Origin of the sequence: Saccharibacillus sp. JS10 (assembly GCF_024436065.1) — a bacterium.
In the GTDB taxonomy this organism is placed as follows: Bacteria; Bacillota; Bacilli; order Paenibacillales; family Paenibacillaceae; genus Saccharibacillus.
Map to the genome: position 1 here is coordinate 347,426 of NZ_JANFNS010000005.1, position 22,278 is coordinate 369,703.

The following is a 22,278-nucleotide window of genomic DNA, read 5'->3' on the forward strand; positions in this document are numbered from 1 at the left end:
GACATCATAGAATGAACAGAAAACATTGGACGATTGCGCTATCTTCGCTGCTTGCGCTGCCTTTGCTAGCTCCACTGGGTACGTCCCCAGTAGTTTCGGCGGAAGAAGCGGATCAAGACGTGGTGATTGTATATAAGAACGAAGACGGAAAAGACGCTGCGATTGAGCAAAGCGAAGAAATTCAGCATGAATTCAAAAGCGTTCCCGTAGTAGCGGCTACCGTCAGCGCAGAAGATTTGAAAGACCTGGTCGACAATCCAGACATCGATTATATCGAGCGCAATATTTCGTTCCAATCTACCGATCTGGAAGGAACCAGCTCCACTCCACCCGTAAACGACACCGAAAAAAGCAATTGGAATTACGAAAAAGTATCGCCTAATGTGATGTGGGAGCAAGGCTTTACAGGCTTTGGTGTCAAAGTCGCAGTGATCGATTCAGGCATTTCCGAACATCCTGAGTTAAAAATTGCAGGCGGGATCTCTACTGTTGGTTCCAATCCAAGTACGAATCCTAACTATACAGACGATAACGGTCACGGTACGCATGTTGCGGGTATCATTGCTGCCGATAGCGGTAATGGCTCAGTCACAGGAGTCGCACCTGGCGTATCGCTTTACGCGGTTAAAGCTCTGGGCGCCGATGGCAAAGGCAATCTGGTCGACGTGTTGGAAGGTCTGGATTGGGCGATTACAAACAAGATGGATATTATCAACTTATCGCTTGGTAGCGAAGATGATTCGCAAGCTCTCCACGATATGGTCGATAAAGCTCACAATAAAGGCATTGTCGTGGTGGCGTCTGCGGGAAATAGCGGCACAGCAGATAATACCGATCAGGATACGGTCGGTTATCCGGCAAAATACGATAGTGTTATTTCGGTAGCGGCTGTAGATTCTGAGTTGAATCGTGCCGTCTTTTCTTCGACGGGTCCGAAGATCGATGTAGCTGCTCCAGGCAAAAGTATCATGTCGACCTATCCGAGCGCTCTGGGTCACGGTTCTTATGTCAAAATGAGTGGCACGTCGCAAGCGGCTCCTCATGTAACGGGCGAACTGGCTTTATTGAAAGAAAAAAATCCTTCGGCATCGGCTGCAACGTTGCGCACACTGCTCAATAGTTACGCAGTCGATCTTGGAACACCAGGGAAAGATACGTTCTACGGAAATGGATTTATTTCATTTATCGATAAAAGCGATACTACAGCTCCCGCCGAAGTGACGAATGCAAAAGTAACCGCGTCGACTGTAGACAGTTTGACTTTAGAATGGACAAAACCAAGCGATATCGACTTCAAAGAAGTTCGGATTTACCAAGGCGACGCTTCAACGTTCACTACCGTAACGAAAAGCACGTATCAAGCGACAAATTTAACTGCGGACACGGATTATAACTTCCGAATCACGACGGTTGACACCGCAAACAACGAGTCGCTTGGGGTTCCGGTATCGGGCCGCACATCCGTAGCTCCTCCGGTTAGTCAGCCGGACAATAATACAAACACGACACCTTCTTCGGGCGGCACGCCTGTGAATACGACACCGACTCCTACGCCGACACCTGATCCAACACCGGCTCCGACCCCAGCTCCTAACGTGGTCGATATACCGGTCGTGCAGACTCCCCCGCCTTCCGGCGGTAGCGCACAAATTCCTTCCGGCGGTGGTGGAGGAGGTGGCGGAGGAGGTGGCGGCGCAGCTCCGGCTCCGATCGCAACACCGCCTGTAGCCGCTGCTCCAACGCCGACTCCTGCGGTTCCAGGCACAGTATCGACGCCAACGCCGGTAAAAACACCGACTCCAAGTCCTGTAGCGACGACGCCGACTCCTGCGCCTGCGACTCCAGTAACAACGGTTCCGACTCCGCTTCCGTTCGCCGATATTCCTTCGGCATTCTGGGGACGCGAAACGATCAGCTGGGCTTTTGATCGCGGTCTGGTTAAAGGCTATGCAGACGGACAGTTCAAGCCTAGCGCTACCGTATCGGAATCCGAATTTTTGGCGATGTTGATTCGTGCCTTCGAACCGAATGTAAAAAATGCAACATCGGGCACATGGTCGAACACGTATTATGCTCGCGCTAAGCAATTAGGTCTGCCGACAAAAGGCAACACATCCAAATCGTCGCGCACTCAAAATATAACCCGCGTGCAAGTCGCCGAAATGCTGGCTTCGGCAAACGGCAGCAATGTCAAAGGCAATCAAGCGATTCAATATGTACTGTCTGTCGGAATCGCCAACGGCAATAGCAAAAACACCAAAACAGTCGCTTCGTTCAAAGGCAGTGCAACGCTGACTCGCGCCGAAGCACTTCAATTCATCAAAAACTTGACGGAAAAAGGCAATGGCAGTCTACGTTAATTCCGCTCTACGATGTATTCAAAAAAAGCGAACCGATTTTTTCGGTTCGCTTTTTTCCGTTCATTTTTTATTTGAGCGACTTACCGTCTTCTCTATCTTCTTCATCCAAAAACGGCTTGTTCACGATGTAATACATAAAGCCCATTAATCCGGCGCCGCCAATCAGATTGCCAAGCGTGACCGGAACCAAATTATGCAGCACGCCCGCCATCGAAATTTCCGCTGGATGATCGACGACTAAAGCAATCGCAAACGTACACATATTGGCAATGCTATGCTCATAACCGGAAATAAAAAAGCAAAACACAAATAACATCATCGCGAACATTTTTGCCCCGTTTTCTTTCATAAACATCGGCACGAAAAATGCCATACACACGAGCCAGTTACATAAAATAGCACGGAAAAACAATTGACTCGTCGGCGCTTCCATTTTGTGTTGCACCACATTGAGCAAAAATCCGTTAATATCGGGTGAAGCGAATAATCCTGTCAAAAAAATAAATCCTGCAAAAAAAGCGGCTCCGATCAAATTCCCGATATAGCTGGTGACCCAAAGTTTGACCACTTCAAGCCATCTTAGTTTTTTGCGAAGCGCGGCGTATGTATAGTAAAACGTGTTGCCGGTAAACAGATCGCCGCCGCCGTAAGAAATCAAAATAATAGCGGCTCCGAACGTAATCGCCGCCATCGGATAAGTTAACGGAGAATGTTCCAGATAAAAAAAGCTACCGGTTCGAAACGCCACGATCACGCCAAACCCGATAAACATACTCGCTAAGATCGAACGCAACATATAGCGAACAACGCTTTGTTTATAAATCTTATGTTTTTTGAGTGCTAACGATTCGACCTGCTTCAGAGCTTCTGTTTCCATACCGACCTCCGCTAGATACTAAGTTTCACAATAAATATGGAAATATTTTTCCACTTATTGATTATTGTATGCTTAACACTGGATACAGCTTTTGAATCGGTTTATCGCATACGAAAAAGCCGCTTTGTCTCTATCGACAAAACGGCTTCTCCTATAAACGAAATACGTTAAGCTCTTACTCCGTTCAATTCCGCAGACAAGTACGCCCGGCGTTCTTTGGCATACACGATATAAATGACCAGACTGAGCAGCGCGATCGCAACCATCATCCATTGTACATACGAAGGCGGCAAGATATCGAGCATGCGTCCAGCCGTGACCGAGAATAATCCGCCGCCTACTGCGCACCCTGCCATGAGAATACTGGTATTACGCGCGATATTTCGCGGCATTAAAGTCTTCGCGTACACCAAAGTCACTACGTAAAGACCGGACAACGTTAGACCCAGCAGTACGATCAAGACATACCCGAAAGTCACATTGCGATTCAGTGCAAATAGCGATAGCAACAAGATCATGCCGCCCCAATGAATAAACAAATATTTGCGATAACCAAGTTTTTCCGCTTCATATCCGGCAAACATCCGACCGACAATCATCGCTGCCCAGAAGACCGTAACGCTGATTGGCGCTGTAGAAGCGTCTGCCATTCCCGTTTCCAACATAAGCGAAGGCAGATAGTTAACCAGACCGATATCGGTTGCTCCGTAGAAAAAGAACAACAAGACAAATGCGGGTAACATCCATACGCCTGGCGTGCGAAGAAGAGACTTTTTGCCTGCTGACGGATGATGCGTTGCCGCCGCAGCCACGACCGCGCCGACTGGACCCGACGAAGCTGCCCCTGCCGGAACGCCGCTAGGTACATGGGCTTGATGCGCGGGCTTAAACAACGGTTCCAAATCGCCAAACCGTGTAAATCGCAGGAAGACCGATAAGAAGATACAATAAGCGGCGATGCCAAACAGTGCGTAATTCCACATTCCACTGATAATCAGCATCCCGATCACAAGCGGCAAAATCAGCGATCCCACGCCAAACGATACTTCAAGACGGCTCATCGCGATTGCCGCGTTAGATTGCAAGCCTTCCAAGATCACAGCGGCGATGACCGATTCGATGATCCCACCCAAAAACCCTGCTAACGCAAAACCGACAAGCAGTAATTCCCACGGAGGCAAAAAGGCAATCAACAGATAAGAACCTGCGACGCCCCATGCGCCGATATGCAGCATCATTTTTTTGGACATTCGATTTGCCAGCCAAGGTTGGATTAGCATCCCGAAGATCGAAGCGCCGAACTCGATAAAAATCAGCGCGCCCGCATCGGTATAGACACGATCGTACAACGGCAATAACACCGTGATAATCGAAGCAACCGTTACTTTGATAAAACCCATCAGCAGATAAAAAAGACTCCCCATCCAGACCAGCTTTTTCAAACGTAGTCAATCCTCCTTAAGATCTTGCTTGTGAACAAGAACTAATATACAGAAATTTTCAAATAGATACAGTGATTTTTCAAGAAAATACAGCAAAAAACTTTATATTTTCTAAAATGAGCGCGCGGAAATCTCTACGTCGATAAAATGATTGAGAATTCCTCGTAACCATCTAAAAGATTCTGCCGTTTGAAATTGTTTGCCTCGGATCACTTCGGCTTTTTGTACCGATTCTTCTTCTCGCAATAGATCGTTTTTCCAGACGTCCAGCATAATATCGATACACTGCGCCGACGTCTCCAGATGAAATTGCAACGCCAGCACATGATCGCCCCAAGCGAAAATCTGATTCTCGCAATACTTGGAACTGGCAAGATTCACTGCGCCAGGCGGCAAACTGAACGTATCTCCATGCCATTGCAGAGAGTGGAAGACTTGCGGAAGATCCATTAAAGCCGGATGAACGTAGTCGTTACGGCGAATCTCATGCCAACCGATTTCTTTGACCGAATGAGCATATGCGCGTCCTCCTAATATCTCCGCAATCATTTGCGCTCCAAAGCAAATTCCTAATACTTTGATGCGCTGCTTAATGGCTTCGCCAACGAAACTTTTTTCTGAAGCCAACCACGGATGCAGCCGTTCTTCATACACACTTGCAGGCGACCCGCCGACGATCAACAGATCGGTACGGCTAAGTAGCTCATGATCCAAACGCCCCTGCGCCGGATTCAGAATCGTCAGCTTATGACCTTCTGCACGAGCCCAATCGTCAAACACCATCGGATCATCAAAATTAAAATGTTTGAGCAAAATAATATTCATGCCTGATCGCCCTTTCTTCGTTTTTTTGTTGATTATAAAAAATCCAAGCTGACATCGGCAATAGACATGTAAGCTTCTGCGAAAAATAAAGTAAGATGGGATGAAAAAAAGTAGATGCGGTAGGCGCATCTACTTGGGCCATCAAGAGAGTCGAGTTAGTGTAAGAAGCGAGCCGACTCTAAAAAAATTCGTTTCGATCGCTTGTTAAAATCGAGAAATGGATTAAATTTTTAGTAGATTTTTCTCAATTTCAAAGGTGAACACTATTAGCATAAGCTTCCGAAGTGCATTTCTTCGAAATGCTTAGTTCCTTCACTGAATTTCCCTCTACGTCTTCTCTTCTAGCAATTGTGAATTTATCGATACCTTTGGTAAATATGAACGTTACATCTGTCCTTTTTTTGTGCATTTAAGTAAAATTAAAAAATCGTATTCTATACGTCAACTATTTACTATATAATTCCCCGCTACACATTAAGGAGATGATTACGATCAAAAAACAACAAGTTATAATTACCATTAGCTCTTTAGCTATCTTGTAATTTTAGGTGGATGGATAATCATGTACGAAATTCAGAAAATTCGAAGTCTACACTTGCACTTGAATAAATACATATTAATCAAGCTTCGCTCAATGACGACTTATTATTCATTCTAGGAAGTATATGTATAAAGCAAAAGTAGCTTTACCGATTATAATTATATAATAGGAGCAAAATAGATCTAAGTTAAAATTGAAAGCGGTCTAGTTACAAAAACATTTAGACGAAGATTCTCATATCGAAATCGAAGATTCAAATATATATAAAATTTAAAAATTGAGTAAATTCACAGCTATGGCATTTATGAATGCTATTGAATCAGAAACGCAATATTCTACCAAAAGTAAAAGAACTAAGAAACTACTCTAAATAGAGTCGTCTAGTTTTTCATAATATTTAGAAAGTAACTATAAAACTTAGTGATATATTGTAACATGAGTAAGTTGACTGTTTAAATATATTACCTTATCATAAGGTGACTTATAATCAACAAAAAGGAGTAAGTTTCTGATGAGCATACTAGATCAAAATCAAATTAACATAGATTTAGATAAATTTGAAAAAGTATTAAATATATATTATTCTTTCTTAGAAATTAATGAATTAGATTCTTCATTGTTCTCCTTTTTAAAGACAAAAAAAATAATTGAAATTCCCGAAACAAAAAATATTCTAGATTTATTCTTATGGATCACTTCTGAAATTAATTCTTTATATAGTATTAATGATTTAAAAAAAATTGGTCAATATCATACTAATAGTATTGATATTGTAAACTTAATACTAGATAACGTTGTAGATTTTAATTCGAAGTCTGTAATAAATAAAAGATTTTTAGAACCCTCATGTGGTACAGGTATTTTTATTTTAACTATTATTTATAGACTATATAAAAAAGGATTTTCCAAAGAAAATATATTGAACTTTGTTAGTGAAAAAATAGTAGGTTTTGATATTTCTTCCGACATGGTATTTTTCACAAAGTTGAACATTTATTGTTTAATGTGTTTTTTGTATAAAGATTCATCTATTCTAAATGAAATAGAATTAAATATATATGTTACTGATGCTACGTTTAAACCTGAAAATAGCATTGAACAATTAGAGTTATTTAATTCTGAATTAGAATTCATTGAAACAGAACAAGCAAGAAAAATTAAAATGGATTGCCTTTATACTGATAAAAAATTTGATTACATTATTGGAAACCCACCTTACGTTACTTTATATGGAAGAAGAGACATGAAGAAATCAGAGAAACTAAGAACTTATTATATAAAAAATTACAATTTTGTTCCTCCTTGTGTGAAAAACGGAAAATTTAACATGAATATGTTTTTCTTTGAGCAGTCATTAGATTGGTTAAATGAAGATGGGTATATATCATTTATCGTCGATATTAGTTTTTTCGAGACTGCATTTAAACATTTAAGACGTTACATTTTAGAACATTCTAAGATTAAGTATCTTATTACTGACTTAGCTACATTTAACGGTGTAGGAAGCGGTCAAATAATTATTTCTTTGCAAAAAAGTAGCGATTTAGAAGAGAACCTTAAACACCAAGTAAAGGTTATAAAGTATGAAATAGAAGAGGAACAAGTTATAAGCCAAAAGAATTGGTACGAAGAAGATGAGAATAAGTTTTCGATAATCCACAATCGTGCCATAGAGATTTTAGCTAAAATTGAAGGGAAGTCCATTACATTAGAGTCTATTTTTCCAGGCAAATCACTGAGAACTTGTACAATGATGTTAGATATGGAAGACAAATTCATCTATTATGAGAAAATCGACACTATTAATGAAATAATGCCTTATTATGTTGGTTCTAAGAGTTTGAAGACTGCATTTGGAGCATTAAGCTTCGAAAAATATTTTGAATATAACAAGCCTTTACAAGATCGTATAAATGATAAATTAAAAAAAGAACTTGAAAAACAAGGTATAAAAAATAAAAAAAGAATTGGATTGGGAAATTTAGAAGTATATAAGTCACCAAAAATCTTTATTAGACAGTCAGCAAAGGAAATAATTTCAACATTGTCTTTTGAAACTGCGGCTGCTAATAACAGTTTATACTGCTTGTCAGAAGCAAAAAGCGATGAAGAATCTGTGAATAAACTGAAAATAACTAGTGCACAGCTTAATTCGACAATTCTTACATTCTACGCATTGTGCAAAAGAATTATTAGAATATCCAGGGGAAAACAACCGCAAATTAAAGTGTCTGACTTAAAACAAATTCGATTGACACTAGATGAAGATGTATTAAGTCAGTTGTTAGAAATTACGAATTCTATAATTTCAAACAGTTTAGAAACCAGAAAAGGTATTGAACAAATCAATAATGTATTATTCGATTATTATGGAATTAACAACAATGAGAAAGAATTTATTTTAGAACATATAAAAACTTACTAATATCCTCTTTCTTCTGATTCTTTGTTACTCTCGATTAGTTGGGTGGAAATTCCATCTAACAAATCGAGTTTTTTTTCTATAGAAATCTGTTGTCGTTGGTAAGATTCTTTATGTTTTTGAATAAATAAACGAATGAATTCTTCTCTTGTCCTATATTCAGGTTTTGCAGCTATATTTACTTGAAGCTGAGGTTTAGGATTTAATCTGAAATTACGATTAACATCTTTTAAAGGATATACTTTTGTATATACATCATTATACTTTTCAAATTTTAACCCTTCTTCATTTTCATCATAGTAAACTAATACGAAGATTAAGTAAAAGTTGCCCTCTTTAATAAAATTAATTACTTTATTTGGTGTGCCTATGTCTGGATTGCTATCAACAGAAGATATTTTAAATGCTTTAAAGTCAATCCAAATCAATTCTTTTCTACTCATAAATTCAAAATAGCATTTAGCGTCGTATGGGTTTTTCGTTGCACCTCTAGGTGACTGTTGAGCGTCTGACAAGTATTGATGTCCATTGTTAATTGCTTCAACAAAAATTCCTTCTAAAAAGTCGCTAATTTCTGCACCAGCCCTTGATCTTGCCCGTATCTTTAATTGCAAATTTGCTTGTATAAGTTTATCTACTTCATTTTCTATACTGCTACATAATTGAGTTTCATATAACTTAAAATCCAACCCTATTCCCCCTTGAAAGAATCATTATTGAAAAAGTTGAAAATATTCATATTAAACCCTTTCGCAATCTTCTCTAAAGTTTCAATAGAAATATTTCTTCTACCATTTTCTACACTATTTATATAAGTTCTATCTAGTCCTGTTCGAAGTGCTAGATCTTCTTGCGTAATTTTATTGTAATTTCTCAATGTCTTTATTCTTTGTCCAATCTTAACTTTTAAGCCCATCTAAACAGTCCTTTATGAAATATTTTCTAATAAATTCTAATTCGATGTTGACTTTGAGTCTACGGACTATAAGTCACTTTTAAGAATAGAAAAATATATTTAAGAGTTCATACTTTATGAAGGTATGTTATTCATCAAACCACGTTGACAAAAGTAGACCAAACAAAAATAGCTAGAACATTCTTTAAAGCCGTTAGATTCTTATTCGCATATAAGAGGATAGAGAGAACAATAGCTAAGAGTACCTTAGTACATGATAAAAGGAAAGGAGAGCTTAATCATAGCATCTTTTTATTGTAATCGTTATAACGATTTAAAGATCAATCGCGAAAAAGAGCTATGCATCTATATTATTAGCGAACTTAATGATTTTTTACAACATTTTGTAAATCTTATTATACTAAGATAGTACATAAAAAATTCTGAGTCTATCATATGAAAGATAATCAAACATAGTTTTGACCAAATCTCAAGTAAACTAACAACATTCATTTAATTTATCTAAATCCATGCGATTATTAAAATAGACAAATCTTCTGACAGAAAAGTTCGCTAATTTTGTAAACCATATTCCCCTTTTACCTGTGATTCGAAAAGCTTCATTAGCGTCAATAATCACATTAAGGTCAGCAATTTAGTAATTAATAAACTAGGGCTGTATAACTTTATCAAAACACCATACACAATAACAGATTTATTGAAAAAATACATTTTTCAATATGTATAAATACTAACATTTGAAACATTGTATAGAAAATAATCATAATTTTTTACAATAAATTATTAAAATCATTTTAAAATTCTCTATAATTTTTAGTATGCTCGTCTTTCAAAAGTACAAAAAATAACCAATGATAAATAGTTACCAAAAATTTTCAATATACCTTACTGCGTTCGGTGCTTAATATGATATATAAAAGGACACTGAGATAACTATGATAATACTACAATTGAAGATTGCACTGAATGAAACGTAAGCGAAATAAAGTGGCGTAAAAGACATAACTTTGATTAACTTCATAGAGCAAATGTCATTTGAATCATTGGTACATGAATTAGGTTACTTTGTTTTAATACTAGAACAGCAACATAGTTTATTATCTTTCACTTAAGAATATTTGATTTGTAAAAAATAGCCCTAAATCATCTAGGGCTATTTCGCATCTTTATTGACCCAACTGCTGCACCTGATCCATCAACCCTCGAATCTCTTGCAAAGTCTGCATCACTTCCGTATTTTGCAGCATTTCCGGTGTGAAATCCCCAGCTTGGATACGTTGTTGGATGTTGTCGATCTGCGTATTGAGCGTCTCGTTATATCCGCTTAATTGCTGATGAATGCCTTGGGCAAACTCGGGAACATCGGCTTGCGCAAACTCGGAAGCACGCTTCTGGATATTATCGAGTTCTTGCTGCAACTGTTTTTGAGCTTGCGGATCGGTTGCCGCATTTTGCGCCATCTCCGGTAACTCTTGCGCCCACTGCGAAGCGTCATTGATATACGCCGCGGCATCGCTCGTATAATTAACAGAACGTCCCACTTCTTCGACTGCCGAACACCCGGCAAGCAAAGCGGCGAACAACGTTACGATCAGAATCATCTTTTTCTTCATCATAGCACTCTCCTCGTGGAAGTTTGCCATATATACTGCGCTAAAGCCCTTTCGGTTTCGGATTTCAACATTAGAGAAACGAGACTACTTCATTGCAGCCTTGAATCTCCTACGACTTTTGCCTGTCCCGTATCGGCACATACAAATCCGCTTCGCAATAATCTTCTCTGGCAATAGCCGCATCGATATATTCAAAATGATGACCGTCCGCTTGCTCGTAAGAAGAATTCATAATCCATTCGTCCATATAGTTCCAAATATCGTTCAAATGATGAATCGTCAAATGTTCAGGATGAAACCGTCCAATATATTTAAAGACCGCATATTTCCCCGCCGGAATCGTCGCCGTATCCCATTCTTGCTCTAAACCTTCTAATGAAGAAACTTCTGCGGATGTGAGATAATCGGTCGCTTGCGGCGAACATTCGGGTGGGTACAACGTCAGACCGATATACACGCCTGGATTGATATTGTTCGGAATCTTCGGGTACTCGCTATAAAAAAACGAAACGCCGTGCGTATTCGCGGTATACCGCTCATAATTTTCGGCAATTCCGATCGTCGCTTTTCGTCCGGCATAAAAGCTTTTCGGTCTCATCACGAAAGTTGGCTCAAACACGACGCCGCTTCGAATTTCGTTCAAAAATGTCGTGTCATACCGTTCAACCAATGTAATCTCGGTGCGTCCACGACGAAATTGTGCGGGCGTCAAGCCAAACTGCCTTTTGAATGCGCGGATATAAGATTGTTCATGATCGAATCCGTAAGCCAGTGCGGTATGTAAAATTGTCGTTTGTTTGCCCAAAGCAAGCAGATCGTTAACGCTTGCAGATAATTTACGAGCGCGAATATACTCCATTAAAGGCAGCCCCGTCGCTGCGCGCATCAGACGATGTAGATGAAATTTCGACAAATGAACATGTTCCGCCAGCTCATCTAGCACCAGCTTATCCGCAAGCCGATTCTCCACTTGATTTAACACCCGCTCGATCGTATAGATCGTGTCTCCAATAGTCGGCTCTGTGGATTGAACGGAAAGTTGTTTTGCGTAATCTTCTTTTTCTGTATGTAGATTGTTGTTGTTCATCTTCGTTTCCTGCTTTCGTTCCCTATCCTTAAAAAGAAAGGCGTTAAAGGCTATTTTTCACCGATAAGGTTATCGTAACAAAAAATATTCTTGCCGTCAGCCACACATAAGCGCAAGATCGGTTCATTTTTCACTTTCTCTATGCGGCATACTGACAGCAGGCAACCGATTGACAGAAAGGTAGGTTTTACCCTTGGATCATTCTACATTACAAATTCGAAATTTTAACGAAAACGACTTCTCTGCATTGGGCGATTTTCATAAACAAGTTACCGAAGGACGCAATATTGTGTTTTGGTGGGTTGGAGAGCAAGAAAATTGGTCGAACGTCTTTATCGCTGTAGAACAAGGCATCATGGTCGCAAAAGGGCAATTGCAAACGATGGCGGTTCTGCCGGACGAAGCCGACCCTTCTGCCAAGCATCGCATCTTTTTCAATATCAAAACATTGCCGGAACGCGAAAAAGATCAGGTTCTGCTTCAAGAAATGTATGAAGTCATTCACCAACGTGCGCTTGAACTGAAAAAAGATTTTCCGGCTACGCGCGGCACTGAATTGTGTTTTGGTAATTTCGTCGAAGAACTAGACAATACGAATTTCTTCGCTGGGCTTCCCGCATTTTATCCGTTGAAAAGACAATACCGTATGGAGTGCGAGCTGAGCAAAAGCCCACGCACTGAACCGACGCTGCCAGCGCCTTACGAATGGCAAATCTTCGATACGTTAAATGAGGCTCAGATGAACGCCTATTTAGCACTCGACACAGAAATTTGGCCGAATTCGCCGACTGGTGAAAAACGTATCAGAGAGTATATGCAAAATCGCAATTGGCGACTGCTGCAAATCCATCATGAAGGTCAGCCGGTAGCGAGTCTGATGTATTGGTTGGCGGAAGATACGGTCGGAGAGATCGAAGAAGTGCTGGTTCGCGAACCTTACCGCAGAAAAGGATTGGCTTCGATGCTGCTGACCAAAGCGCTGCACGATCTTCAAGCTCATTCTTGCGAATTCGCCGAACTTGATGTCGAAGCGACGAATGAATCGGCACTGAAGCTGTATCTATCGGCAGGATTCCTGGTTGAGACAGAAGAACATCGTTATGCGGTTAAAATTTAAGACAATAAAGGAGTGACCGTTATGACCGAATCTCACTCTTCATTCCCGATTTTTTCAGACAAAGTTAACGACTATTGGCTGCCTTCCGTTGATCGGCCGCAGTCTGGAAAATACGTAGTCTCTATAGATGCGGAGCTGCCGGCATCCCGAAGCGTCATGTTGCTTGATCTGATCGGCTCAGGCGGATTTCTAACGGTGCTACCGGATATTGCGCAACAAATCGGATTGAAATCAGGCGATCAGATCGATGCCGATCAGCTTTTCAAAACTTTGCAGCAAGCCAATATCCCGCTTAATGGCATCGACCAGTTATTTTATCTTCCAATCGAAGAGCAAAAGCTTTTGCGCGAAGAAAGCTTCTCTGGAGAAGTTCGGCAACTGACGGCAGACGATGCATCTGTTTTCGAAGCTTTCGTATCGGAAGCGCCGGAGAACGATCTGGATGAAGCCTTCGTCGAATTGGATCACTGGCTCGTATTCGGCTGCTTCGCCGAAGGCCGTCTAGTATCCGCCGCCAGCATGTATCCATGGAGCGGAACTTCGTTCGCGGATTTGGGCATCATTACGCTTCCGCAGTTTCGCGGGCGCGGCTTTGGACGGCAAACGGTACGGGCGATCAGCGCGCAAGCAATGAAGCTCGGCTATGAACCTCAATATCGTTGTCATCCAGATAACGTCTCGTCCGCGCGCTTGGCTGAAGCTTCCGGTTTCTCGATGTTCGCGAACTGGGACGTGATCAAGACGGTCGAGGACTAAGAACAAAGATAACGGAGAACAGGAGAGTTCGATCATGAACGTTGAATTGATACCTTGCGGCAGCGATCAATCTTATATCGTGCATAATATGTATCCGTTATACCTGCACGACTTATCGGAAATTTGGCAAAATCGTCCGAATGCTTTTGGTATTTTTGAAGAAGACGATACCCCGACACTTGCGCGCCAAAGCGAAATCTTTGAAGTCTGGTGGCAGCATCCGGGTATACTGTTTCCTTTGCTAATCCGAGTAGACGGGCGTCCTGCCGGCTTTGCCTTCGTTGCTACTCCTCCTTACGCACCGTCAGAGACCGATTATTATTTAAACGAATTTTTTGTACTTCGTCCTTATCGCGCTTCGGGCGTCGCGGAAGCGGCAGCCCGCAAAGTATTCGATTCTTTTCAAGGGCGTTGGGAACTGCAAACGAATCCGAGCGAACGCAATCTTCGCGCACAAAAATTTTGGCGGCGCACGCTCTCCGCTTATACAAGCGGTAATTTTACCGAAAAAAAAGGAAATCATCACGAAGTGGAAATGCTTGCTTTTCGGTTTAATCGCAAACCAAAATGCGACCCAACCTGATGCTTACTTGCTGGCGAAAGAACCCCTGGATATTCATATGGTACGACCGCTCTAAGAACGATTCAAGGAGTCCGGCTCATGTATGAAGATCATTATTACTCACGTCTAAGGTATATGAATACTTCGGCAGGAACTAATTGATTACGCATTGGATTGAATGAACCGATCATTCAAACACAAAGGAGTCTTGCATTTATGAACGATTCGCATCCCGATCTAAAAAATATTCCAGACAGCGGTGAACCGATCGCCGCTCGATCGGTTTTACGTCCGTCTTACGTAAAGCGCCGCTTGTCCGGCTTGTACGAAGCCGGCGACTGGACGGAGTGCCGCTACTGGCTGCGCGGCTTGAACGACACGTACCGCGTCCGCACCGAAGACGGCGGACGCTATATGCTTCGCGTCTATCGCGCCGATGTGCGCGAAAGCGACGTCGTGTTCGAGCTGGAATTGCTCGAACGACTGCAAGGCAAGCTGACCGATGCTTCGTCGGCAGCGGTCTCGCCTGCCGTGCGGCTCGCGGACGGCAGCTTGTACACGGCTCTGCAAGCGCCGGAAGGCGTGCGCTTCGCGGCTTTGTTCCGCGAAGCCGAAGGCGCGGAAGACCTGATGCAAGACGAAGAATCTTGCATCGCTTTCGGGCGGTCTGCCGCCGAACTTCACGCGGCAATGGACGAGATTGCGCCAGAGCTTGCGGCGGGCGATTTCGCCGCAAGTTCTGGCAGTGTCCGCGAATATGCGCTCGCGGACGGCTCTTATGCGCGGCGCGCGGCAGCGGACGCCGAGACGCTGCTTCGCGCTCCGCTTCGAATGATTCTCGCGTATATTGGCGAGGATCATTCGGAAGCGAACTTCCTGCGTAGTTATGCGCAGGAACTGGAAAAAGCCGCCGCCGAAGCTGCGGCGGGCGGGCTGGACTTCGGCATATGCCACGGCGATATGCACGGCAACAACAATGCGCTAAGGCAAGGCGATCGCTTTGCGCATTTTGATTTTGAATTTGCGGCTCCCGGCTGGCGAGCATGGGATGTCGCGCAGTTCAAAAATCGCAAACGGCAATCATCCGAGCAGATTGAACCGCTGTGGCAAGCCTTTTTGCAAGGCTACCGCTACGTTCGACCTTTCTCCGCAGCCGACGAAGCGGCGGTCTCGATCTTCACCGTCATTCGTCGATTCTGGACGATGGGCTTGGATGCGGAAATCTCGCCAGTGCTCGACGGCGAGCTTGATTACGGCGAAGACTGGCTCCACGATTTCATCCAAGAATTCCGTGAAAATTCGTTCGGCAAAGCCGTGATGGATCTCAAAACTTCTTAAGCTTTGCTTCTACGCGACTCGCAGGAAGACGAGGCGGCAGCCGAGCGAGCACAACACCAAAAAGGACGGAACATGCGACTTCACCTTCGCATTCCGTCCTTTTTTGTATACCCACACCTTAATTCGATTTTTTTACCGCCGCATAAGTATCCAGTGCAATCTGTACGATATGACGATCGATTCCGGAACGCTGCGCAATTCGTGTCACCCAAGTTTCTTGACCGTGAGGCTCGCTTTCTCGGTACAACCCGGTATGGCTACTCACTCTTGCCGTTCCTTGATCGTATTCCCAATGGACAATGTTGTGACCTGTACATATCTCAATGCGTTTTTCGACCAATGGATGTCTGAGCAGGCTTTGAGAATATGCCGCTGCTTCACGAAATTCAGCTTCGCCGACCGGAGTCAGGTTGAACAGCATTTGGCTTTCTTTGCCGTTATGACGAATATAGCGAATCTTGGCTTGCTCGCCATCTGAAGAAACCGCGATATAGGCTCCGGGGAAAAAGCCTTCTAACGGCTCTTCTGTATATCCCTCCGCCCCTGGATCGACCAAAATCGGCTGAATCCATTGATCGCCCAAATCGCAAAGATAGCGGCTTCCTTCTCGATCCATGGCGATGACCGCAGCATGTGCTTTTTCCGTCCCCAGATGTTCACCGATCGGATAACAAATAATGCCTTCACTGCGAAATTCGTCGATAAGCCATAATGCTAGATCAAAACAATTCCCGGATGTTCCGTACTGCTCTCGCTGCTTGCGCATCACGTCCACGCTTCTTGGCTTCGATCCTTCTCCGTTCGCGTGCAGCCAAGCTTTCGTGAGCGTCTCCATTGGAAACTCGTCGAACCTTTTCCAGACTTTTAAAATGTTCTCGGGTGCTAGCATAGAGGTAGACCTCCTTTCCAGAAAGTTGCATGCAAGATCATCGATGTATATTGATACCGATTCTACGGCATATTCCAAGCTACGCCAATGAACCGGAGGTCGCAAAAAAAGAATAACGTCTATTTCTGCTTAAGGTCGAGCTTCCTTTCTATGTTCGGTTTGCCCATTTTCTGACCTTCCCGTATCATAAAAAGGAAGCTTTATCGTTATCTACATACAATTGGGAGGCATCAACAATGAGCGAAAAGCGTGGACTGCTTGCAGAAGATTTATATGATTTTGTATGGGTTGGCTCTCCTCAAGTCTCGAAAAAAGACGGTCGCATTGTCTATACCCAGCGGACAGTTAACGAAGACCGCGACGGATACACGACTCGGATTCGTATGATTTCACCAGACCATGATACCGATGTATATCTAACTTCTGGACAACAAGACATCTCTCCGATCTGGTCGCCAGACGGCATGCAATTAGCTTTTATCCGTAAACAAGAAGATCAGAATCAAGTCTGGTTGTTGCCTGCAAACGGCGGCGAAGCGAGTGTGCTCACGAATCTGCCGAGCGGTATCGGCTCATTCAAATGGTCGCCGGACAGTTCGAAATTGCTGGTCACGTCTCAAGTAAGCGAAAACGATTCCGATGAAGAAAAAGATTCTGACTCTGCCGAAAAAGAACCGCTTAAAGAAACCGTCATTGATCGTCTGCGTTACAAAAGCGATAGCGGCGGGCTTTGGAATGGTAAACGGAATCATCTTTTCGTTGTTGATGCCATAAGCGGCGAAGGAAATGCGGTGACTTCAGGTTCTTTTGACGTCGGTGGATTTAATTGGTCGCCAGACAGCCAAAAAATCGCGTTTACCGCTTATATTCCCGAAGACGACAATACCGATCCTGATTTGTTATGGGTAAACGATCTCCATGTAGCTAATGCCGATGGAAGCAACCGGGTCACACTCACGAATTCCGAATGGAGTATCGGTCAGCTTGCTTTTTCGCCAGAAGGTTCGCAGATCGCCTTTTTCGCTAGCGACAACTCTTATCATAACGCGACGCTGACTCGGTTATACAGTATTCCGGTAGAAGGCGGCAAAATCACATGTCTGACCGATGATCCTGATCTGCTCGTTGAAAATGCGGTCGTTGGCGATATGCGATCAGGTCTGGGTTCCACGGCGCCGCTTTTTTCCGAAGACGGAAGTTCGGTGTACGCGATGTTCACTCAGCGCGGCAGCGCTGGCGTAGCGAAGTTTGCAGCAGACGGTTCCGGTCATGAAATCTTGCTGGATGGCGAGCGTGATGTGTATCAGATTACATCGGATCATCAAGGCGGGTTGATTGTCGCGATCTCCGATCCTTTGAACCCTGGCGATTTGTATCGTTTCTCGCTGAATACTCGGCAAGAATCCCGACTTACAGATGCGAATAGCGCTTGGTTGAGTCAATATCAATTAAGCAAGCCGGAATCGTTCTGGGTGGATACACAAGATGGCTGGAAAGTACAAGCTTGGATCATGAAGCCGATTGGATTTGACGAATCTTCTTCGGAAAAAGTCCCGGCAATTCTCGAAATCCACGGCGGCCCGCATATGATGTATGGGCATACGTTTATGCACGAGTTCCAACTTCTTGCGTCTCAAGGGTATGCGTTGATTTTCTCCAACCCACGCGGCGGTCACGGCTACGGACAAGAATTCGTAAATGCTTGCCGAGGCGATTACGGAGGCGGCGATTACCGCGACCTGATGGAAACAGTGGATCATGCGTTAGAAACCTATACGTTTATCGATGAAAAAAGACTTGGCGTAACGGGCGGCAGCTACGGCGGATTTATGACCAACTGGATCGTCGGTCACACCGATCGTTTTAAAGCCGCAGTGACGCAGCGTTCGATCTCGAACTGGGTTTCTTTCTACGGAGTCAGCGATATCGGCGCTTACTTCACCGAAGACCAGATCGGCGGCGACGCTTGGCAAGATACGGAATTGTTGTGGAAACATTCGCCGATCGCGTATGTTCAGCACGTCCGTACTCCTCTACTCATTTTGCACGGCGAACAAGATCTTCGTTGCCCGATTGAGCAAGGCGAGCAGCTATATATTGCGCTAAAAAGACTCGGTCGCAAAACACGTTTCGTCCGTTTCCCTAAAGCCAACCATGAATTGTCTCGCGGCGGGCATCCTTCTCTTCGCGTTGCGCGTTTGTCGCATATTGCGGGTTGGATGGACGAGTATTTGTAGAGGTTTATCTTTTTGGAGTTCATTAAAACCAGCCCGGTTATTCAGGGTTGGTTTTTTTGTATTTATTTTCAGATGGTTTTGTTGGTCTTAGCATTTTAACAAATCTTTCAAATCAGCATACTTTTCGAAAAATTGAACGTCTATGAAGTAAGGTTTGTTTTTAGAAAATTCGCTATAAAAGGAGTGCGGTCGATATGAACGCAAGAGTTTTTCGAAAAATACTTATTCCTGTAAGTGTTGTACTTTTAACAACGTCGCTGATCTTCATGTTCAGTAATGAAAAAAGTTCGCAAGGTGCCAAGCTTTCAAAATCAATCAAGATTGTTAAGACTCTAGGCGAAACTAAAATTTACGAATCCCCACGTGAGCTTCAAGAAGATGCAGATGTTATAGCGCACGTAAAGGCTTCTGATAAACGAAAACATGTGAATCAAGAACCCGATCGCAACGGAGCCCCTCTCTGGTACTGGACAGAAACCGAAGTTGAGATTCAAAACCTTCAACAAGCGAAACAAGATTTACAAGTCGGAGACAACATCACGATTTACGAACCGTATACCGTCTTTACCGATTCTTCAGATCAGCAAGTTCAGATGATTAACGAAGACTACAACCCGATCAACCGCAATCAGGAATATCTTATTTTTTTGAAAAAGCATGAGGATGGTGGCTATATGCCATTGGGCGTTTATCAGGGGAAAGTAAATATTACCGAACCTATAGATCAGTCGAATGAGCAGCTTAGTTTGGAGGTCAAAAAGGAGTTTCAACGCTTATTAGGAGAAAATGTTGTTGAGTAATTTGATAGAAATGAAATGTATTCGTTCGTAAAAAAGTTCTGTCTAAAAATTAATACAAATTGTCTGGATCTTCAAATTTTAGATCTTTTGAACATCTTCAAATTCCTGTATACTATAGACATTGCTAGGTAAGTAGGTTTTTTAAGGATTGGACTTTGAAAGCAAATTAGATACTAATAACTATGAATTATTTGGAGGTTTTTAGTTGTATATCGAAGCCGACTATTATTTTTCTGAACTAAAAAAGGAGAAAATATATGATATTCTTTTGTTTTTCTAGTAAGGATCGCCACATTATTGTAGAAGCGATCCTTTATCATATCAAAAACTACCGTATTCCAGTTTGGTACGACCGAGATAAAATGCTCCTAGGAGACGAACGCAATTACAAGAATTTTGTTGAGGGAGTGGAACATTCCCCCTACGGTATTATAATTTTAAGCCCAAATTCGATAGATTCTTATTGTGCCAATGAAGAAATAGACTTGATGTATGAAAAATATTTAAATGGTACCATGCATATTTTTCCTATATTTTTTAATATCTCTGCAAGTGAAGTACCTGAAAAGTATAAATGGTTAAAGAATTTAGTCTACAAAGAGATCGTTCCTTCTATTGATGTCTATTCAACCTGCAATCATATTATATGCAAGTTCTTAGAAGATGAATTAGCAACTCACGAATATCAAAACTTAATCTCCTTAGAGAAAAGCATGAAGAAATTAAAGTCTGATATTTTCATCTCTAATTTACTTCAATCTTATTTAGAAATTGATGAAAAAAACTTCAATTCGCGAATATCTTTACTTTACGCAGGTTGCACTTATATAGAATGTAGTTACGATCTGAATGAAACTCCCTCTTACTATACAGCGGGTTTTAAAAAGTTGTTTAATGAAACTAAACTCTCTTTAAAAGTAGATCTTAGAGATATGTTGATGATCGAAAGACTTTTTCTACTATTAGTTAGCACGGTTGTTGTAGGCAACTTCGTTAAGAATGTGTAAAATGATTGCTACTATTCTTTTAGGATCTTTTTCACTCATTAATTCATCGATTTTTCCAGAAAGATAAGGGTATTCATTAATATTCTGCTTCACTTCTTTCCAAATTATTTCTGCTTCATATCCCGTACTTCCAACGGGAATAATAGTCAACTTACGTTCTTTTGCAATCAAAAATTCTTGATAAACACCTTGACTATAGTGTCCTGTTTTTTCAACAGAGCCTTGCTCATTTGTTTTCTTACTTTGACCAAATAAGAATATGGCGGAACTACAGTCATGTTGCATGTTGATTCTATATTCTTGTTTTTTATCTTCTGAAAGATCTTTATGGAATGGAAAAGGTCTCATGGAAAGATATTTATCCTTATTTTGAATACCCTGTTCCGCCAAATATTGATACGAATATCCTGTTATTAAAGTCCCTAGTCGTTTTCCTACGCCTGTAGATAATCTAAATCCGTTTTCTAATAAAGAAGTTACCAATGCATAAGATAGTTCATCAGATTGAGCTACCTCTGATTCTAAAATTTTGTCATACGCACCAGATATAAATACTTTCTTCTCTTTAATTTTATTATTCAATCTTTTCAATAAAGGAATGATTTGCGTCTCTGTTATGCACATAACTCGTATGTTGTATCTATTTTTAAGATCATGAACCATGTGCTCAAATTCAATCGTAGTTTTTTCATTTACCAACATAATAGCGTAATGTGTATTACCTTCTTTTCCAAGTAAGCGACTTATGGAACTGAGGCAGTCGAGTACAAGAGCATCAGTAAAACTGTAACCAACAAAAAGAAAAGTATTTGAAATTAATTCTTTCTTTAAGAATGTTAAAAATAACGAATGCCCATCTTCATAATGATCGTAATCTTTTTTAGTTATGATCATTTTGGATGGACTATTGATGTCACCATTTATTTTATGAACATTTACTTTTTCATTTCTATCAATGCTAGCCAAGTCTTTCTCATCATGTATCATGTTATAAGATATTAAACGACGACTTAATTCTTGCTCAATCAAAGGATCATAGTTTGTTGTCCAGATATTATTAAAATTCATATCAATTAGTTCAGTCAAAAGAGCATTACCTGGTTTGATTTTGCCGATTTCATCTTGCACTTTCTTTCTTAACTTACTATCTGTATGTTTATTAGCATAATATTGAGCTAATCTATATAGGTCGGTCTTTTCAGTAATCTCGATTCCTAATTCAGCAGCCAAAGGTTCAAACAAAGTTCCCCAAGTCACATGTCCAGAATTTCGTGAAACACCAGATCCAACAAACAACGAAGATCCTTTATTTATCGTTTCTCTAGAAAATTCATCTAAGAAGTCATTGATGTCTAGTTTTGTTTGCTTTAGCAAGCGATCTGCTATTTCGTTATCTTCTATACTCACTTTTTACCTCCAAATAATTCATAGTTATTAGTATCTAATTTGCTTTCAAAGTCCAATCCTTAAAAAACCTACTTACCTAGCA

18 protein-coding genes are annotated in these 22,278 nt (G+C 41.7%); 9 read left to right on the forward strand and 9 right to left on the reverse strand.

Annotated features, from left to right (window positions below; genetic code table 11):
• The first annotated feature begins 11 nt into the window (after positions 1-11).
• Entirely contained in the window at positions 12-2,360 is a 2,349-nt protein-coding gene (locus NOM90_RS19280) for a S8 family peptidase (protein ID WP_305121058.1), read from the forward strand.
• A gap of 67 nt (positions 2,361-2,427) precedes the next feature.
• Here the strand turns inward: NOM90_RS19280 and NOM90_RS16635 are convergent, their stop codons facing one another.
• The 3 genes from NOM90_RS16635 to NOM90_RS16645 form a co-directional block, all read right to left on the reverse strand.
• Positions 2,428-3,237 carry a formate/nitrite transporter family protein gene (locus tag NOM90_RS16635; RefSeq protein ID WP_255943544.1) on the reverse strand — a complete coding sequence of 270 codons (810 nt, stop codon included), beginning with the start codon at positions 3,235-3,237 and terminating at the stop codon, positions 2,428-2,430.
• 167 nt (positions 3,238-3,404) lie between these two features.
• Positions 3,405-4,679 carry an MFS transporter gene (locus tag NOM90_RS16640; protein ID WP_255943546.1) on the reverse strand — a complete coding sequence of 425 codons (1,275 nt, stop codon included), beginning with the start codon at positions 4,677-4,679 and terminating at the stop codon, positions 3,405-3,407.
• 111 nt (positions 4,680-4,790) lie between these two features.
• Entirely contained in the window at positions 4,791-5,504 is a 714-nt protein-coding gene (locus NOM90_RS16645; RefSeq protein WP_255943547.1) for a type 1 glutamine amidotransferase, read from the reverse strand.
• Between the two features lie 1,052 nt (positions 5,505-6,556).
• Between NOM90_RS16645 and NOM90_RS16650 the strand changes: the two genes are divergently transcribed.
• Positions 6,557-8,470, forward strand: coding sequence for an Eco57I restriction-modification methylase domain-containing protein (locus NOM90_RS16650; protein WP_255943549.1), 1,914 nt, complete (start codon positions 6,557-6,559; stop codon positions 8,468-8,470).
• Here NOM90_RS16650 and NOM90_RS16655 read toward each other — a convergent pair.
• From NOM90_RS16655 to NOM90_RS16670, 4 genes are all read right to left on the reverse strand, one after another.
• On the reverse strand, positions 8,467-9,156 hold the full coding sequence (locus NOM90_RS16655; protein WP_255943551.1) for a hypothetical protein: 690 nt from the start codon (positions 9,154-9,156) through the stop codon (positions 8,467-8,469). The two genes, NOM90_RS16650 and NOM90_RS16655, sit on opposite strands and share 4 nt — an antisense overlap.
• Positions 9,157-9,158: 2 nt before the next feature.
• Positions 9,159-9,383 carry a helix-turn-helix domain-containing protein gene (locus NOM90_RS16660; protein ID WP_255943553.1) on the reverse strand — a complete coding sequence of 75 codons (225 nt, stop codon included), beginning with the start codon at positions 9,381-9,383 and terminating at the stop codon, positions 9,159-9,161.
• 1,166 nt (positions 9,384-10,549) lie between these two features.
• A complete protein-coding gene (locus NOM90_RS16665) occupies positions 10,550-10,999 on the reverse strand; it encodes a DUF6376 family protein (RefSeq protein ID WP_255943554.1) in 450 nt (149 codons plus the stop codon).
• Between the two features lie 106 nt (positions 11,000-11,105).
• The gene (locus tag NOM90_RS16670) at positions 11,106-12,083 is read right to left on the reverse strand and encodes an AraC family transcriptional regulator (protein WP_255943555.1); all 978 of its coding nucleotides are present in this window, start codon (positions 12,081-12,083) and stop codon (positions 11,106-11,108) included.
• Positions 12,084-12,276: 193 nt separating this feature from the next.
• On the opposite strand from NOM90_RS16670, the gene NOM90_RS16675 reads away from it, so the two are divergent.
• The 4 genes from NOM90_RS16675 to NOM90_RS16690 all read left to right on the forward strand — a co-directional run bounded on the left by NOM90_RS16675 (position 12,277) and on the right by NOM90_RS16690 (position 15,856).
• Positions 12,277-13,200, forward strand: a complete 924-nt coding sequence (locus NOM90_RS16675; RefSeq protein WP_255943557.1) for a GNAT family N-acetyltransferase — start codon at positions 12,277-12,279, stop codon at positions 13,198-13,200.
• Between the two features lie 21 nt (positions 13,201-13,221).
• Entirely contained in the window at positions 13,222-13,956 is a 735-nt protein-coding gene (locus NOM90_RS16680) for a GNAT family N-acetyltransferase (RefSeq protein WP_255943559.1), read from the forward strand.
• A 34-nt stretch (positions 13,957-13,990) separates the two neighbouring features.
• Positions 13,991-14,539 (forward strand): GNAT family N-acetyltransferase, encoded by a 549-nt coding sequence (locus tag NOM90_RS16685; protein ID WP_255943561.1) that lies wholly within the window; start codon positions 13,991-13,993, stop codon positions 14,537-14,539.
• Positions 14,540-14,734: 195 nt separating this feature from the next.
• On the forward strand, positions 14,735-15,856 hold the full coding sequence (locus NOM90_RS16690; protein WP_255943562.1) for a phosphotransferase enzyme family protein: 1,122 nt from the start codon (positions 14,735-14,737) through the stop codon (positions 15,854-15,856).
• Between the two features lie 118 nt (positions 15,857-15,974).
• On the opposite strand, the gene NOM90_RS16695 is transcribed toward NOM90_RS16690, so the two are convergent.
• Positions 15,975-16,745: a hypothetical protein gene (locus NOM90_RS16695; protein WP_255943563.1), complete on the reverse strand. Its 771-nt coding sequence runs from the start codon at positions 16,743-16,745 to the stop codon at positions 15,975-15,977.
• A 236-nt stretch (positions 16,746-16,981) separates the two neighbouring features.
• On the opposite strand from NOM90_RS16695, the gene NOM90_RS16700 reads away from it, so the two are divergent.
• The 3 genes from NOM90_RS16700 (at position 16,982) to NOM90_RS16710 (ending at position 20,789) form a co-directional block, all read left to right on the forward strand.
• Positions 16,982-18,982, forward strand: coding sequence for a S9 family peptidase (locus NOM90_RS16700; RefSeq protein ID WP_255943564.1), 2,001 nt, complete (start codon positions 16,982-16,984; stop codon positions 18,980-18,982).
• A gap of 194 nt (positions 18,983-19,176) precedes the next feature.
• Positions 19,177-19,782 carry a hypothetical protein gene (locus NOM90_RS16705; RefSeq protein WP_255943565.1) on the forward strand — a complete coding sequence of 202 codons (606 nt, stop codon included), beginning with the start codon at positions 19,177-19,179 and terminating at the stop codon, positions 19,780-19,782.
• Between the two features lie 257 nt (positions 19,783-20,039).
• Positions 20,040-20,789, forward strand: coding sequence for a toll/interleukin-1 receptor domain-containing protein (locus NOM90_RS16710; protein WP_255943566.1), 750 nt, complete (start codon positions 20,040-20,042; stop codon positions 20,787-20,789).
• Here NOM90_RS16710 and NOM90_RS16715 read toward each other — a convergent pair.
• Entirely contained in the window at positions 20,745-22,196 is a 1,452-nt protein-coding gene (locus NOM90_RS16715) for an SIR2 family protein (RefSeq protein ID WP_255943567.1), read from the reverse strand. The two genes, NOM90_RS16710 and NOM90_RS16715, sit on opposite strands and share 45 nt — an antisense overlap.
• Positions 22,197-22,278: the final 82 nt, after the last annotated feature.

Coding starts and splice junctions, on each gene's coding strand:
- NOM90_RS16685 (WP_255943561.1), top strand. CDS start 13,991: ATGAACGTTGAATTGATACCTTGCGGCAGCGATCAATCTTATATCGTG.
- NOM90_RS16650 (WP_255943549.1), top strand. CDS start 6,557: ATGAGCATACTAGATCAAAATCAAATTAACATAGATTTAGATAAATTT.
- NOM90_RS16690 (WP_255943562.1), top strand. CDS start 14,735: ATGAACGATTCGCATCCCGATCTAAAAAATATTCCAGACAGCGGTGAA.
- NOM90_RS16710 (WP_255943566.1), top strand. CDS start 20,040: ATGATATTCTTTTGTTTTTCTAGTAAGGATCGCCACATTATTGTAGAA.
- NOM90_RS16705 (WP_255943565.1), top strand. CDS start 19,177: ATGAACGCAAGAGTTTTTCGAAAAATACTTATTCCTGTAAGTGTTGTA.
- NOM90_RS16635 (WP_255943544.1), bottom strand. CDS start 3,237: ATGGAAACAGAAGCTCTGAAGCAGGTCGAATCGTTAGCACTCAAAAAA.
- NOM90_RS16670 (WP_255943555.1), bottom strand. CDS start 12,083: ATGAACAACAACAATCTACATACAGAAAAAGAAGATTACGCAAAACAA.
- NOM90_RS16660 (WP_255943553.1), bottom strand. CDS start 9,383: ATGGGCTTAAAAGTTAAGATTGGACAAAGAATAAAGACATTGAGAAAT.
- NOM90_RS16695 (WP_255943563.1), bottom strand. CDS start 16,745: ATGCTAGCACCCGAGAACATTTTAAAAGTCTGGAAAAGGTTCGACGAG.
- NOM90_RS16680 (WP_255943559.1), top strand. CDS start 13,222: ATGACCGAATCTCACTCTTCATTCCCGATTTTTTCAGACAAAGTTAAC.
- NOM90_RS16645 (WP_255943547.1), bottom strand. CDS start 5,504: ATGAATATTATTTTGCTCAAACATTTTAATTTTGATGATCCGATGGTG.
- NOM90_RS16700 (WP_255943564.1), top strand. CDS start 16,982: ATGAGCGAAAAGCGTGGACTGCTTGCAGAAGATTTATATGATTTTGTA.
- NOM90_RS19280 (WP_305121058.1), top strand. CDS start 12: ATGAACAGAAAACATTGGACGATTGCGCTATCTTCGCTGCTTGCGCTG.
- NOM90_RS16665 (WP_255943554.1), bottom strand. CDS start 10,999: ATGATGAAGAAAAAGATGATTCTGATCGTAACGTTGTTCGCCGCTTTG.